This window comes from Desulfobacterium sp. N47, assembly GCF_051233685.1.
GTDB lineage: Bacteria > Desulfobacterota > Desulfobacteria > Desulfobacterales > RPRI01 > RPRI01.
In genome coordinates this window covers 12,737-27,565 of record NZ_JBAMMY010000138.1, presented here as the reverse complement: position 1 = coordinate 27,565, position 14,829 = coordinate 12,737, and the positions used below count along the sequence as shown (strand labels likewise).

Annotated in this window: 15 protein-coding genes; 10 read left to right on the top strand and 5 right to left on the bottom strand. The window is 38.7% G+C overall.

Going from position 1 to position 14,829, the window contains the following annotated elements; translation table 11 throughout:
* Positions 1-100: 100 nt before the first annotated feature.
* From VXK47_RS09165 to phoU, 5 genes are all read left to right on the top strand, one after another.
* Positions 101-919, top strand: a complete 819-nt coding sequence (locus tag VXK47_RS09165) for a phosphate ABC transporter substrate-binding protein (protein WP_435548476.1) — start codon at positions 101-103, stop codon at positions 917-919.
* Between the two features lie 146 nt (positions 920-1,065).
* Entirely contained in the window at positions 1,066-1,959 is an 894-nt protein-coding gene (pstC, locus tag VXK47_RS09160) for a PstC family ABC transporter permease (RefSeq protein WP_435548475.1), read from the top strand.
* Complete coding sequence (pstA, locus tag VXK47_RS09155) at positions 1,956-2,852, top strand: phosphate ABC transporter permease PstA (RefSeq protein ID WP_435548474.1); 897 nt, start codon at positions 1,956-1,958, stop codon at positions 2,850-2,852. The genes pstC and pstA overlap by 4 nt, the downstream gene beginning before the upstream one ends.
* An 11-nt stretch (positions 2,853-2,863) precedes the next feature.
* Entirely contained in the window at positions 2,864-3,625 is a 762-nt protein-coding gene (gene pstB / locus VXK47_RS09150) for a phosphate ABC transporter ATP-binding protein (RefSeq protein ID WP_435548473.1), read from the top strand.
* 12 nt (positions 3,626-3,637) lie between these two features.
* On the top strand, positions 3,638-4,309 hold the full coding sequence (gene phoU / locus VXK47_RS09145) for a phosphate signaling complex PhoU family protein (protein WP_435548472.1): 672 nt from the start codon (positions 3,638-3,640) through the stop codon (positions 4,307-4,309).
* Positions 4,310-4,432: 123 nt separating this feature from the next.
* Here phoU and VXK47_RS09140 read toward each other — a convergent pair whose 3' ends face one another.
* From VXK47_RS09140 to VXK47_RS09125, 4 genes are all read right to left on the bottom strand, one after another.
* Positions 4,433-4,804 carry a cytoplasmic protein gene (locus tag VXK47_RS09140; RefSeq protein ID WP_435548471.1) on the bottom strand — a complete coding sequence of 124 codons (372 nt, stop codon included), beginning with the start codon at positions 4,802-4,804 and terminating at the stop codon, positions 4,433-4,435.
* Between the two features lie 91 nt (positions 4,805-4,895).
* The gene (locus tag VXK47_RS09135; RefSeq protein WP_435548470.1) at positions 4,896-5,801 is read right to left on the bottom strand and encodes a cation diffusion facilitator family transporter; all 906 of its coding nucleotides are present in this window, start codon (positions 5,799-5,801) and stop codon (positions 4,896-4,898) included.
* Between the two features lie 24 nt (positions 5,802-5,825).
* A complete protein-coding gene (locus VXK47_RS09130) occupies positions 5,826-6,209 on the bottom strand; it encodes a YajD family HNH nuclease (protein WP_435548469.1) in 384 nt (127 codons plus the stop codon).
* Positions 6,206-6,565, bottom strand: coding sequence for a molybdenum cofactor biosynthesis protein MoaE (locus VXK47_RS09125; protein WP_435548468.1), 360 nt, complete (start codon positions 6,563-6,565; stop codon positions 6,206-6,208). The genes VXK47_RS09130 and VXK47_RS09125 overlap by 4 nt, the downstream gene beginning before the upstream one ends.
* A 338-nt stretch (positions 6,566-6,903) precedes the next feature.
* Between VXK47_RS09125 and VXK47_RS09120 the strand changes: the two genes are divergently transcribed.
* Positions 6,904-8,616 (top strand): L,D-transpeptidase family protein, encoded by a 1,713-nt coding sequence (locus tag VXK47_RS09120; protein WP_435548467.1) that lies wholly within the window; start codon positions 6,904-6,906, stop codon positions 8,614-8,616.
* A 36-nt stretch (positions 8,617-8,652) separates the two neighbouring features.
* On the opposite strand, the gene VXK47_RS09115 is transcribed toward VXK47_RS09120, so the two are convergent.
* On the bottom strand, positions 8,653-9,297 hold the full coding sequence (locus VXK47_RS09115) for a YcbK family protein (protein WP_435548466.1): 645 nt from the start codon (positions 9,295-9,297) through the stop codon (positions 8,653-8,655).
* A 628-nt stretch (positions 9,298-9,925) separates the two neighbouring features.
* On the opposite strand from VXK47_RS09115, the gene corA reads away from it, so the two are divergent.
* From corA to VXK47_RS09095, 4 genes are all read left to right on the top strand, one after another.
* Entirely contained in the window at positions 9,926-11,017 is a 1,092-nt protein-coding gene (gene corA, locus VXK47_RS09110) for a magnesium/cobalt transporter CorA (RefSeq protein WP_435548465.1), read from the top strand.
* 97 nt (positions 11,018-11,114) lie between these two features.
* Positions 11,115-11,747, top strand: a complete 633-nt coding sequence (locus VXK47_RS09105; protein WP_435548464.1) for a class I SAM-dependent methyltransferase — start codon at positions 11,115-11,117, stop codon at positions 11,745-11,747.
* Positions 11,748-12,160: 413 nt separating this feature from the next.
* Positions 12,161-12,610 (top strand): prepilin-type N-terminal cleavage/methylation domain-containing protein, encoded by a 450-nt coding sequence (locus tag VXK47_RS09100; protein ID WP_435548463.1) that lies wholly within the window; start codon positions 12,161-12,163, stop codon positions 12,608-12,610.
* An 86-nt stretch (positions 12,611-12,696) separates the two neighbouring features.
* Complete coding sequence (locus VXK47_RS09095) at positions 12,697-14,811, top strand: tetratricopeptide repeat protein (protein WP_435548462.1); 2,115 nt, start codon at positions 12,697-12,699, stop codon at positions 14,809-14,811.
* Positions 14,812-14,829: the final 18 nt, after the last annotated feature.

Below are 14,829 nucleotides of genomic sequence, written 5' to 3'. Positions count from 1 at the left end.
CTGCGTTGGGCTTGACCAAACTGAAACGTTTTGGAACTATCTCAAATTATCTGTTTATAATTAAGAATATGAATAATAATTTAAAAAAATGGAGGGTAAAATGAAAAGAAGTAAATTGGTTATGGGAGCTGTTTTGCTTGCAGCTATTTTTACATCAGGCATCGCTTTTGCGGGAAATATTTCCATAAACGGATCAACTACGGTACTTCCTATTGCACAAAAAGTTGCCGAAGCTTTTATGAAAGAACATCCGGATGTTAAAATATCCGTATCCGGCGGTGGATCGGGAAACGGCATTAAAGCACTGATTGACGGATCTACCGATATCGCTGATGCTTCACGCGCTATGAAAGACAAAGAAGTTGAAATGGCAAAGGGAAAAGGCGCAAATCCCGTTGAATTTATAGTTGCTTATGACTGTATTGTGCCGGTTGTACATCCTGATAATCCCATTAAAAATATCACTGTGGATCAATTAAAGGCCATTTATAAGGGAGAGGTTAAAAACTGGAAAGAATTTGGCGGTTTAGATAAACCTATAGTGGTTATTTCCAGGGACACTTCTTCCGGTACTTATGAAGTCTGGGAAGAAAAAGTTATGAAAAAAGAAAGAGTTTATCCGGGAGCGCTGCTCACAGCTTCCAACGGAGCCATTGTGCAGACAGTTTCAAAAAACATCAATGCAATCGGCTATATCGGCGTCGGGTATGCTGACAGCAGCGTGAAAGCGCTTACGGTAAACAGTATCAAAGGTTCAAAAGAAACCACTTTAAATAAAACATTTCCGATAAGCAGGCCGCTTTATATGTACACACGTATTCAGCCTGCAGGTGATATCAAAGCTTTTATGGATTATGTGCTTAATAAAAAGAAGGGGCAGAATCTTGTTGAGGAAAGCGGTTTTATACCTTTAACTTAGAATTAAGTTATTTTGGATAAAGATGTTTGTTGGCAGTTTAGGAATTCAAACATAATTTTTTTGTAAATAGCGAATATCGGACAGAAAACAACACTCACCGAAATTCGCTATTTACTATTGCATTTTAGCTTTTAAAGGTTTTTTTAATGACAACTACCCGTCAGCAAACGGATAATTCGGTACGCTTTATTTTTTTTGTTATTGCGCTTGCTTCAATTTCCATCCTTTTTATGATCATGTTTTTTTTGTTTATGGAAGGTATGCCGATTTTTAAGAAAGTGAGCGTATATCAATTTATCTTCGGAACGTACTGGTATCCCACTTCAAGTCCCCCGGATTTTGGTATTTTCCCACTGATTGTGGCATCTATTTCAGTTACTCTTGTTTCAGCAGTGCTTGCAATTCCGATGGGAGTAATGACAGCGGTATATCTTGCAGAGCTTGCTCACAAAAGGGTTGCCGAAATCTTAAAACCCATAGTTGAGCTTCTGGCTGCCCTTCCATCTGTTGTGATCGGCTTTTTCGGAATGGTTGTGGTTGCCCCGTTTCTTCAGGACACCTTTGGTATTCCGACAGGATTAAATCTGTTTAATGCGGCGCTTATGCTTTCCTTTATGTCCGTACCCACAATATGCAGTCTTTCCGAGGATGCCATCTATAGCGTACCTGTTGCATTGAAGGAAGGCTCGCTGGCTTTGGGTGCAACACATCTGGAAACTCTGATACGTGTTATTTTACCGGCTTCCATTTCCGGTATAAGCACAGCGGTTATACTCGGCATGTCCAGGGCAATTGGTGAAACTATGGTGGTTTTAATGGTAGCAGGCGGTGCGGCTATGGTTCCGTCATCCCTGTTTGATCCGGTTCGGCCCATGACTGCCAGCATAGCGGCAGAAATGGCGGAAGCGCCGTTTCGAGGGGATCATTATTATGCACTTTTTGCTACCGGTATAGTTCTGTTTTTATTTACGTTGCTTTTTAACATTATAGCAGACCGTATTTCTAACAAATATCGTCAAATAGGAGAAGCATCGCTTTGACGGATGAAAAAAAAATAATTGAGCGTTCTTTTGATCGGGTCTACGGAAGACGCAGACTTATCCAAAAGTGTTTATTTATGCTTTTCAGATTAGCGGCATTGATTAACTGTGCAGGGCTGTTTCTGGTTGTTTCTTTCATAGCCTTAAAAGGCTATAAGGCAATCAGCTGGGAATTTTTAACACAGCCTCCGATAGATTCTATGACAAAAGGCGGAATACTGCCCTGTATTATCGGAACACTTTGTCTTGGTATCGGCTCCATTATTGTTGCCTTGCCTATTGGCGTTGCTTCCGCTATCTATCTTAATGAATATGCCAGCCCGGGTCGCATTCTGAGGCTGATACGTCTTAGTATCAGCAATCTTGCCGGAGTTCCGTCGGTTGTTTTTGGTTTGTTTGGTTTTGCTTTTTTTGTAATATATCTGAAAATGGGTGTAAGTATTCTTGCGGGGGTATTGACTCTTGCATCGCTTACGCTTCCTGTTATTATAGGATCTACTGAGGAAGCACTGAAGTCGGTGCCCGATACATACCGGGAAGCTTCTCTTGCATTGGGAGCAACACGATGGCAGACTATTTACCGCGTGGTGCTTCCAGCTGCCTTGCCGGGAACTCTTACCGGAGCAATTCTCGGATTGAGCAGAGCTGCCGGAGAAACAGCACCGGTCATGTTTACGGCAGCAGTTTTTTTTACGCCCGGTCTGCCGGTCTCAGTGTTTGATAAAATAATGGCAATGCCTTATCATATCTATGTTCTGGCAACAGCCGGCACGAATATTGAAGCAACCCGGCCGCTTCAATATGGTACTTCGCTTTTGTTGATAGCAATGGTGCTGGGAATGAATCTTGTAGCAATAGTCTGGAGATCCGTGCTTCGAAAAAGGATGAAATAAAGTGATAGATAATGACCGAAGATTATAAGATACGGGCAAGTCATCTTAATTTTTATTATGGCAATGCTCAGGCTCTTTATGATATTTCAATAAATATTAAACCTTCCAGGGTTACAGCGCTTATCGGGCCTTCAGGCTGTGGTAAAAGTACTTTTTTGCGCTGCGTGAACCGCATGAATGACCTTATTCCGATAAGCAGGGTGGAAGGCGAAATTATGCTTGATAATATTAATATCAATGATCCATCGTTGGATGTGGTTATGTTGCGGCGCAGGGTAGGTATGGTTTTTCAAAAACCAAATCCCTTCCCTAAAAGCATATTCGAAAATGTTGCTTACGGGCTAAAAGTCAATGGAGTAAAAGATAAAGCATTTATTGAACGCCGTGTTGAAGAAAGCCTGAAAAAAGCCGCTTTATGGGATGAAGTCAAGGAGCGGATACATCAGTCAGCGCTTATGCTTTCAGGCGGTCAGCAGCAGCGGCTTTGCATAGCAAGAGCTATGGCTGTTGAACCTGAAGTTTTATTGATGGATGAACCTGCATCAGCTTTAGATCCGATAGCAACTCAGAAAATTGAAGATTTGATCGGTGAGCTTAAGCAATACTATACAATTATAATAGTGACACACAATATGCAGCAGGCGGCAAGAGTATCTGACATGACCGCTTTTTTCTACATGGGGAAGCTTATCGAAATAGGTGAAACTGATACATTGTTTACCCGTCCGGGTTTGAAACAAACAGAAGATTATATAACCGGCCGCTTCGGCTGATCAGAGGTGAGTATGCCAAAACATCTGCAACGGGAACTGGAAAAAATAAAAAAAAGTATTCTTACTCTTGGTGCTATGGTTGAAGACCGGGTCCGCCTTGCCATCAAAAGTATTGACGGCAGGGACGCTGATATTGCCGAGCATATCGTAAAAATGGACTATGAAATAGATGAGATGGAAGTGGATATCGAAGAAGAATGCCTCAAAGTATTGGCTCTGTATCAGCCTGTGGCCGTGGATCTTCGCTTTCTTGCCTGTGTAATAAAGATCAACAATGATTTGGAAAGAATTGCAGATGAAGCGGTAAATATAGCTTACAGGGTAAAAACAATTTCTAAAGATAAATTTTCCGAGTTTATTTTCGATTATGCCAATATGGCCGAAAAAGCTGAAACCATGTTAAGATTAAGTCTGGACGCTCTGATTCAAATGGATACGGATCTGGCGTTTAAAGTTTGCCTTGGAGATGATGAAGTTGATGAATTTGTAAAGCAGGCATATGAACAGCTTAAAATATCGATCAGTAAAATGCCTGATAAAACCGGGGCTTTTATTAATATGTTTCTTATCTCACGTCACATTGAGCGTATCGCCGATCATGCTACCAATATTGCCGAAGAAGTTATATATCTTACTGAAGGCGAGATTGTCCGGCATGGAAAAGGCCTGCTTGAGCCGACGTAAAGCTATGAACAGGCTCTTTCCCCAGGATTGGTCTCCGTGCTCATCGTAGTTTTTTTATGGTATAATTTATTATTCCAGGTTTATTGCAATGTACACGGTATAAATCTGTTTTTCAAAGCGGCATTATTTTGTGAAAAGACTACTTACTTCAGAACCCGGCAAAACAATTTTTGAAGCTTCCTGACGCCGCATTTCATTTGATCTTTCTATTAGCTTTTCAACTGCTTCATTCACAGCAGCAGGAAATTTTTCCAAAGCCTGTTTAAAATTATCCGCTTCTATAGGACCCTGAATCGGCAAAGGCCCTCCCTGAGTCATAACCTGAGTTTGTGCGATAAAAATTGCTTTTCTAGAATTATCCGGCAAACCATCAGGCGTTACCGGCGTAAGTTTTCTGATATAACCGGCTGTTAAATCAGTAAAAGATTCTTCTATATAAAGATTATCCCGATCTATTTTTATATCAATATTAACACCCTGCTCATTTGTAATCATTATTGATCCCCTTTATTTTTAAATTATCGGACTTTCATATCCGCATTAGAAAATTATTACAAACCGTTTTTTTAAATTGGATAAAAAATTGTTACCTGCAACGGTCCAATTCAATATCATGTCCTGAAACCGGATCTTCCAATGGTTCAAGGTGTGTAAACACAGTAACATACATAACCTCACTACGGATGTCCGCTTCCAGTTCTTCAAGCAGTTCATGGCCATGCTGAACCGTCCATGTTCCCGGAACAAGAATATGCACCGAGACAAAGCAGCGTGATCCGGCCTGTCTTGTGCGAAGGGCATGATAATCTATTCCCCGGCTCTTATATTTTTCCAGAACCGTTATTACGCCATTGCACTTATCATGCGGCAACGCCGAATCCATAAGGCCTAATACCGAACGCATGATAAGCTTGGAACCTATCCAGGCAATATAGCAGGCTATGCAAAAAGCTACTATCTGGTCCAGAGGCTGCCAACCTGTCAAAGCCACTGCACTTATACCGCAAAATACGCCTATGGAAGTCCAGACATCGGTCATAAGATGATGTGCATCAGCTTCTAAGGTAACGGAATAGTTTTTCTTTCCTGCGCGAAGAAGAATGCGTGAAGCAACAAAATTTATCAGTGAAGCGGCAGCAGATATAATCAACCCGATTCCTAATTCCTGAATAGGAACAGGATTGAAAAAGCGTTTAATCGCCATTATTACTATGCTGACTGATGCAAGCACAATTAATGCGCCTTCTGCACCGCAGGCAAAATATTCAGCCTTGTCATGACCGAAAAGATGCTCCTCATCAGGCGGGCGTGCTGTAATAGTGAGCATGGCAAGCGCTATGCCAGCGCCAAGCAGGTTAACCAGTGATTCTGCCGCATCAGAAAGCAAACCTACCGATCCGGTAATAAAGTATGCACTGCTTTTTAATGCGATAGTGGAAATTGCTGCTAAAATTGACAGCCAGGCATATTTGGTGATTGATGAGCGGGCCATAGATTAATTGACCTTATTGGGGTTCTATTTTTTATTTTTAAGTAGCGCCCCAAGGCTGGCAAAAGGATTGTGAGTTAAAGACGGGCCCTGGTCTGCGCCGGGTCCTTCCGGGCCATACCATTGCGCATCCAGATTTCGCGAATGTTCATTGTCATGGCAGTAGATACATAGAAGTTCCCAGTTGCTCCCGTCGGGCGGATTATTGTCGTGGTCATGATCCCTGTGATGCACGGTGAGTTCGCGAAGTTTTTTGCCCGTAAATTCCCGGCTGCACTTGGCACAAACATGCGGAAACAGTTTCAGCGCACGTTCTCTGTAGGTCTTTTCACGAAGTTCCCTTTGGCGTTTTACTTCGGAAAGTATCTTTTCGGTACCGTCGGTTTTTGTTTGGTTGTTATCTGTTGTCATATGAAATATTCAGTTTTTGCAGTTACAGTAGTCTTTATTTCATTAAGTGTATCCTGAAGCGTCGTAATAACATTTTCACGTATATCTCCGGCAACAGCAAGATACATCACATCATCCCCGATTCCAAGATCTTTATCTTCAAATATTTTTACAAGAACCTCCACAATTCCGGGTTTATTTTTGCTTTCATCTATTATTTTTTTTAATTTTGCATGATCTACCGCAACTCTGATTCCGGATACCTTGCGGCCATCCCGGGAAGTTCCTCTTACCACGCCATTATGGCATAGTATCATGCCAACTTTATCATAATCGGGATGTTTTTTTATTGTATCAACAAGAGAATCCAGGCTCATTCACTTCCTCCAATTCTTTTTACTATTTTTTAAATAGATCCATGGTATATATTTAAAAAAGATACCGACTCCGGATTGATTGCACTTATATCCTTTTCGGGAATCTTTTTTGCAAAGGCAGTATATAAAATCTCTCAAATATTGTATTCATGAAAAAATATTTTGCTATGAATAACAATATTACATTCTTATTTTCATTGCAAAAAGAAATTAATGTATATGAAGACTATATTGAGGAAGAATTGAGATTGAATTTTGAAATATGATTTACTATAGATTGATGAGCGTCCCCGATGCTATAAAACAAGACTTTTAAGAATATAAAATAAGATACGATAATGGATATATATGCAATAATTCTTCTAAAGAAAATCAGGACAACGGTATTAATATTTTTTCTTTCAGTAAGCTTATCTTATGCAACAGACTTTTTCCATAAGAGTCTTGATGAGCAAGTCACAGAGGCTTTGCGTGAAAGACTTGCATTTTCAAAAGAGCAGCGCCCGGTAGTTTGCATGGGTGATCAGCTCTGCGGATCTATGGTTTTACCCCGTTTTTATGGGCTCAGAGACTTTACGCCTGCCTGGATAAACGACAAAGGCGTAAGCTCGCAAGCCTATGAACTTGTCAGAGCCATTCGGGAAGCAGCAGATGAAGGTATTAATCCCCAAGACTATCACATTGGCGGGATTGAAATGCTTCTCAAGGATATTAATGCCCCCTATCTCAGAAAAGATAATGCCCCAATCGAAAAGATGGTGGAACTTGAATTGCTTCTCTCAGACGCCTTTTTCCTTTACGCTTCCCATTTAACGGCCGGTCGGGTGAATCCTGAAAATATCCGGACAGACTGGACAATTAAAACAAAACATCTGGATTTGGTTCCTATTCTTCTGGATGCTCTCGCTAAAGGAAATATTTCCTATGCTTTAGAGAAGGTGAATCAGCAGAGTCCTGATTATCAGCGCCTTAAAATCGCTTCGCAAAGTTACAAAAAATTTTCAGAAAATGGCGGATGGCCCCAAATACCTGCGGGGCCAAAAATGAAAAAGGGAGACAGGGGCGCCCGTATCGCCATTTTACATTCACGTCTTCAGATCTCAGGAGACCTGAGTAAAACCGATAAGAAAGATCCAGGAGTTTTTGGGGATATTTTGGAAAAAGCGGTTTTAAGATTTCAAAGCAGGCACGGTTTGACCGAGGATGGAATTGTTGGACACGCAACTCTATATGAATTGAATGTTTCAGCTTTAGCCCGTTTTAAACAGATTATGGTAAATATGGAACGCCTGCGATGGCTTCAAAGAGATTTTGGGCCTCGTTATCTTTTTGTAAATATAGCCGATTTTAAGCTAAGTGTAGTCGATGAAAATGCAAGCATCCTTAAAATGCGGGTTGTTGTAGGAAAAGATTATCGTCAGACACCCGTATTTGAAGGTAAAATGACATACCTTGTGATAAATCCTTTCTGGACTATTCCCCCTAAACTTGCAGAAGAGGATTTGTTGCCTCTTATCAAGGAAGACATAGAGGTTATAAAGAGAAAAAAAATCAGGATTTATGAAAGCTGGAAGGAAAATGCACGGGAAATTGATCCTGGATCAGTAAACTGGAAGATGGTGAATGCAGATAACTTTTCCTATAAACTTGTTCAGGAGCCTGGGCCTTTAAATGCACTTGGTCGTATCAAATTTATATTTCCTAACAAATTCGATATATATCTTCATGATACGCCAGCCAGGAATTTATTCAGCAGAGAAAAACGAAATTTTAGTTCAGGGTGCATTCGAATCGAAAAACCTCTTGAATTGGCAACCTATCTCCTGCATGGTAACCCCAACTGGACAAAGCAAAAGCTTCTGGATGTCATAGATAGCCACGAAACACAAATAGTTGGGATTTCCAATCCAATCGCGGTCAAAATACTTTATTTCACAGCCTGGGTTGATGAGCAAGGCATCGTACAGTTTCGTAATGATATCTATCAGCGGGATAAGAAGCTGGCAAAAGCACTGGAAGAAAAGCCTCCTCAGGATATTTATAAGCGATAAAGGAAGGGCTGACCTGGAACACTTCGTTAATATGGTTTACCAGTGACGGACCGGACCTGTATCAACGTGAATGAATTCACTGCGTGGATAATATCCCACCCCGCCCATTTCAAGCTTTCTGGCCGCATCACGCAGTTCGGGGAGGCAACAGCCAGGAAGACGGATGTCAATTGCTTTACCCAAAATATGGTAGCTGTGTCTGGCAACTCCCCGGCCTTGTTTGCGAAGCAGGGCATTTGTTTCCTGGGAGCGATAGCCGGATATAATATGGAAAGGCTGGTTTTCCGTTATTTGTGTGCGAAGCACATGCAATATGTCCAATAACTGGGGGTCTATCGGCTGTATCTTATCTGTGCGGTGGTCTCTTAAGATATAATTGATCCTGGACAACGCATCAGGCATATATTCCCCATTAACCCAATAGTCTGCGGAAAGGGTCTCCTGAGTATGGATATTGTAGAATGAAAGGGTCTTTTTTTCAGATACTTCGTCAGGAATATTACCAAAAGCCATGTGTGGGAAAAAACATGAAAATGCCGCAATGGGTATAAGCTTCAACAATCCACGGCGGGTAAGCTTTATGCCGTTATATTGTTTATTTTTGTTTGACGGCGGTTGCGGGGTGCATTTTTTCTCATGGATCTGAGATTCCACCGCAAGTGTTTTTTTAATGTATTTCATATCCACCAGTTGATGATCGAGCTTAAAATTACAGGTTTTTCCCGGCATACTTTTTAAAGCAAATTATGTGCCGAAAGTTGTCATCCGATATAAGCCTATACTGTATTGTCTCAGATATCGGGAGTTGTATGCCCTTGCGAAAACCCTGGAAATGGTCGATATAATTAGTAAGAAATTTATTATTGATTAGGCAGCATAAACAAACAGGGGCAGTTTGTCAATTTAAATCATTATACAGCTGGCTGTCACAGACAAGGGGTACGTCATATTCTTGTGCATAAACGTCATTTATATGACACAATGATCTGGCAATATTTTGGCCGGAGTTTATAACAGGATATAAACAAGTATTTCAGATATCTCATTTCCGGAATATTTTTGCTTTAATAATGTTTTATTGCTATATCACAATATATAATCCTTATTAATAGAGCCAGTTTCAAAACGTCCCATTTAGGCCGATCTCTGCGTTGGACTCAAATTTTAATCCTCGAAATACTAAATGTATTCCTGTGGTTAAAATTTTCGCCCGCCTTGACCTTGACCAAACTGAAACGTTTTGAAAGTGGCTCAATAGTTATCATAATTCCATTTAATATCTAAATTAATAACATTCAGGCTAAAAAACATGACCAAATTAAATCTAAAAACATCCGGAATATCCAAACTGCTCCCAAAAACAAGCAAACCGGCTTCAGCTCCGGGAACTGTAACATATATCGGGAAAAAGCAGGAACAGCCGGTTAAACTGCATATGATTGATTATAACGAAACCGATTTTACGGAAAAAGATCTGGTGAGCCTTACCGAATGTTTGCCGTTTAAAGAAAGTCCTACCGTAACATGGTTAAATTATACCGGAGTCCATGATATCCAAAACATAAATGAGGTCGGAGAAATATTTCAGATACATCCCCTTGTTCTTTCGGATATAGCAAACACTACTCAACGCCCCAAGGTGGAAGAATATGATAACCACATCTTTATTGTTATAAAAATGAGTTATTTTAAAGAAAATACCGGAGAAGTGTTTTTGGAACAGGTAAGCTTGTTGCTTGGAAAAGATTATGTGATTTCATTTCAGGAAAATGATACTGATGTTCTGGACGGATTGCGTGAAAGAATTCGAAACGGCAAAGGCAAGGTGCGCAGACTTGGAAGCGATTATCTCCTGTATTGTATTATTGATTCCGTTGTTGATCATTATTTCTCAGTTCTTGAAAATATAGGCGGACAAATTGAGCTTCTGGAAGAAGAACTCATGCTGAATGCAAGCCAGGAACTTTTATCAAAGATATACCGCTTGAAACAGGAACTCATTTATTTAAGAAAATCTATCTGGCCTATGAGAGAGGTTGTTAATACGATTCAACGTTGCGAACATGATCTGATTAATGAAGGAATATATGTTTATATGCGTGATGTCTATGATCATACGATTCAGGTAGTAGAAACAGTAGAAACATTTCGGGATATGACATCGGGTATGCTCGATCTGTATCTTTCAACTATGAGCAATAAAATGAACGAAATAATGAAGGTTCTGACTATATTTGCTGCCATATTTATTCCTCTTACTTTCATTGCAGGTATTTACGGGATGAATTTTGAATTTATGCCTGAATTAAAATGGCGATTTTCTTATCCGGCTTGGTGGGTATTTACTATAGCGTTGGCACTTATTATGCTGGTTTATTTTAAAAAGAAAAAATGGATTTGAAAGTGGTATACTCCCTGGTTTATCAAACCCGTCATGACGATTCGAGTACTTATATATTCATCAATTATATTCATCAATACTTGAGGTAAATTAAAATATGACTACTGATAAATCACATTATTATGATGGAAAGATATATGAAATAATCTTTGACCGGGCGCTTAAAGAAATACGCAATACTATTGTCAGCCAGATAGATGCCGGCAGTAACGTAATGGATATAGGTTGCGGAACAGGATCTTTGGTATTTGATCTTGCTAAAAAATGCAGCTTAGTTACCGGGGTTGAGCTTTCTTCTAAAATGTTCGGACATGCCAAACGGCGGCAGCTGGCAAACAAAATACAAAATGTCCGGTTTGTGCATGGTGATGCGTCAAATTTATCCGATTTTAAGGACAAGCAGTTTGACTATGCAACATTTTCAATGGCTATTCATGAAATGCCGCCTGATTTACGCGTAAAAGTTCTGCTGGAAGCAAAGCGTATAGCTGGAAAAATTATTATCGCAGATTTTGCAGCGCCACTACCTGTCAATTTAATGGGCTTTATGACTCGTATAATAGAGTTTTCTGCAGGTATTGACCATTTCAGATGCTTTTTGGATTATCAGAAAAATAATGGCGCAGATCAATTACTTTCAATCTGCCGGCTATCAGTTTATAAAGAAATTACTATAAAATTCGATGCAATGAAAATTATTGCAGCTCGTTCAGTCGAAATATCTCAATAGAGTTCCTTAAAATATATTACTTTTAAAATCAGCTCATTAAATTGGTATTTTAATTTTACCGTAATTTTTTATCTGAAATTGTATCTCCGCTGACAATTTTTGTTTTACTTTTGACAAAAATTGTCAGGAATTCTAATCATTCAATAGTAAATATATCCCATCTTCTTACGTTATAATATTTGCTTAATAAATTTAATATATTATAATTTAATTATCAAATATCTATTATGGCATATCCCTTGCTTTAAGTATTTCCAAAACATATTTCTTAAGAAAAACTTATCCTGGTCGATAATTTAATAGACATAATTAAAGGAGGTATGCATATTAAACAATTTTTAGAGGATTATACGCTTTGAAATTTTAACGTCGGCAGTTTGATTAAAAAAAAATAATAACAAGGAGGAAACAAAATGATTCAAAAATTAAGAGGGGAAAAAGGTTTTACACTTATTGAACTTATGATTGTTATCGCAATTATCGGTATTCTGGCAGCAATTGCCATACCGAACTTTATTTCATACAGGGATAAAGCTTACTGCAGTTACGCCGAAGGCGACGCCCAGAACATTCTGGCGGCAATTTCATGTTATTTTGCGGAACCCAACAACACTACCCTTACAGATATTGGCAGTCTGCAAAATGATGCTACATGCAAGGTAACATTAAATGGAGCTGGGGCTGCTGTAAATGTAGGTACTGTTACTCCTAACGATGATAATGCTGATGGTATTACTGGTGATTCTTATACTGTAACCGTCACCGATGGAAGTGGAAGGTGCCCGCGTGCCGTAAATCCAGCTGGCGGCACATTTGTTTATACAACTTTCATGGGTACAACCACCGCTCCGGGCTGGCTATAATGCAATTATAGACTAAAAAACAAAAAAAAAGGGGGATTATTCCCCCTTTTTTTTGTTTTATCAATATATTAAGTGGTGAGAACAAAATGCCAAAGGCACATAGGCATAAAATAAAATATTTTCAATTTATGTCGCAAATAAAAATAACATTAAATAATTCAAAATACTATATTACGTTTCTATTTCTTTTCCTGCTCATTATCCTTTCATACAGCAATGCCTTTGATTCTTCCTGGCATCTTGATGACTATAATAATATCGTTAAAAACCGTTTAATCAGAATAAATAACTTAAGCATGGATTCTGTTGCCGGTGTTTTAACCGCCAAAGCAGATGGGTTAAGATTCCGGCCCATTTCCATGCTAAGTTTCGCAATAAACTGGTATTTTGGGAAAGATAATGTTTTTGGATATCATGTTGTAAATATAGGCATCCATATTCTTACAGCCTTTTTCCTGTTTCTTACGATATTTTTCCTTTTTAAAACTCCAAACCTTAAAAATAAATTCACTGAAGAAAATAAATATATTATTTCATTGCTTTCCACTTCCCTCTGGGCAATAAATCCAATCCAGATTCAGGCTGTTACTTATATAGTACAACGAATGGCTTCAATGGCGGCATTATTTTATATAATCGGACTTTTCCTTTATATAAAAGCAAGGTTGTCCGACTCGTTATTGAAAAAGGTTATTCCCTGTTTTTGTATTTTACCTGTCTTTATTTTTGCAATTTATACCAAGGAAAATACTATAACCTTACCGCTTGCTCTTATCATTATTGAAATACTTTTTTTCAGAGACTTCACTAAGCCTGAGATAAGAAAAAAACTATTTGCTGCTGCGGGAATTGTAACAATTATAATCTTTCTTCTCGGAGTTTTTCTTTTTCTTGGAAAAGATCCTTTAAGCATTATTCGCAGTTGTGAAAACCGTTATTTTACACCGTATGAACGTCTGCTCACAGAAGCAAGGATTCTTGTTTATTATATTTCCCTGATATTTTACCCGGCTACTACCCGGCTTTCAATTGAGCATGATATAGATATTTCCGTTTCTTTATTTCACCCGTGGACAACCATGCCGTCTGTCATAATTATTTTTTTTCTGATCGGCATCGGGATATGGCAGTCAAGAAAAAGGCCCTTTTTAAGCTTTGCAATACTCTTTTTTTTTCTGAATCATATAATCGAGTCAACAATATTAGGTCTTGAACTTATATTTGAACACAGAAATTATCTTCCTTCATTTTTTATCTTCGTTCCTGTCTCTTTGGGTCTGAAAAGCCTAATAGACCATTATCAAGCAAAAAGTTTCATGCGTATTACTATATCTGCGTTTGTTGCCTGTCTGATTGCAGGATATGCAATCAGTACTTATGTCGGCAATATCAAATGGTCTTCGGAAGTTGCGCTATTATCGGATGCTATAAAGAAAGCCCCTCAATCTGCTCGTGCTGCAACAAATTTTGCCAGGGCATATTATGAAAATACAGGCCAATATGCCGAAGCAATTGAACTTTATCGTAAAGCTCTTTACTTAAAGGCACATAGCCGATATTATAAGGGCTTAATATTAAATAATATCGCAGGCATTTATTATTATCTTGGTGATTTTAAAAGGGCGGAAAAATTCTGGGAGAAAGCTTATGAAGTTAACCCTGTATATAAATTCCCTTTATACGGACTTGCGCTGATATCAGTTAAAAAAAATGACTGGAACAAAGGATTTTACTATCTTGATAAAACAGGACCTGAGAATAAGAACAATAAAGATGTTCTTAATCTTAAAGGTATTATTTTATTTAACCGGAAAAACAATGCCGAAGCTTTAAAATATTTCAGAAAATCACTTATCTTTAATAAAAATGACAATAATGCGCTTATAAATATCGGTGCGGTTTATTGCATGATGGGAAAATACAGAAAAGCGGGATTGTTTTTAAAAGAAGCTTTAAAACGCAACCCTTCGGATGAGCTTTCTCATACATGGCTGATTGAAACCGCTTTAAGAGACAGAAATTATGCAGAGGCAAACCGGTATATCGACAGATTGCTTTTTTCAGTCAAGACTGATGAATTAGCGTTTCTTATAAACAAGCTTACTAAAAAATCTTTAACTGAAGATGCTGTAATGATACCATATTATCAGGAAGTTATTGCAAAGAAAATCTATGAAAGAATAAAAATTAAAAACAGGTAATTATTAAAAAAAGTGTTA

Coding starts and splice junctions, on each gene's coding strand:
- VXK47_RS09165 (WP_435548476.1), top strand. CDS start 101: ATGAAAAGAAGTAAATTGGTTATGGGAGCTGTTTTGCTTGCAGCTATT.
- pstC (WP_435548475.1), top strand. CDS start 1,066: ATGACAACTACCCGTCAGCAAACGGATAATTCGGTACGCTTTATTTTT.
- pstB (WP_435548473.1), top strand. CDS start 2,864: ATGACCGAAGATTATAAGATACGGGCAAGTCATCTTAATTTTTATTAT.
- phoU (WP_435548472.1), top strand. CDS start 3,638: ATGCCAAAACATCTGCAACGGGAACTGGAAAAAATAAAAAAAAGTATT.
- VXK47_RS09140 (WP_435548471.1), bottom strand. CDS start 4,804: ATGATTACAAATGAGCAGGGTGTTAATATTGATATAAAAATAGATCGG.
- VXK47_RS09135 (WP_435548470.1), bottom strand. CDS start 5,801: ATGGCCCGCTCATCAATCACCAAATATGCCTGGCTGTCAATTTTAGCA.
- VXK47_RS09130 (WP_435548469.1), bottom strand. CDS start 6,209: ATGACAACAGATAACAACCAAACAAAAACCGACGGTACCGAAAAGATA.
- VXK47_RS09125 (WP_435548468.1), bottom strand. CDS start 6,565: ATGAGCCTGGATTCTCTTGTTGATACAATAAAAAAACATCCCGATTAT.
- VXK47_RS09120 (WP_435548467.1), top strand. CDS start 6,904: ATGGATATATATGCAATAATTCTTCTAAAGAAAATCAGGACAACGGTA.
- VXK47_RS09115 (WP_435548466.1), bottom strand. CDS start 9,297: ATGAAATACATTAAAAAAACACTTGCGGTGGAATCTCAGATCCATGAG.
- corA (WP_435548465.1), top strand. CDS start 9,926: ATGACCAAATTAAATCTAAAAACATCCGGAATATCCAAACTGCTCCCA.
- VXK47_RS09105 (WP_435548464.1), top strand. CDS start 11,115: ATGACTACTGATAAATCACATTATTATGATGGAAAGATATATGAAATA.
- VXK47_RS09100 (WP_435548463.1), top strand. CDS start 12,161: ATGATTCAAAAATTAAGAGGGGAAAAAGGTTTTACACTTATTGAACTT.
- VXK47_RS09095 (WP_435548462.1), top strand. CDS start 12,697: ATGCCAAAGGCACATAGGCATAAAATAAAATATTTTCAATTTATGTCG.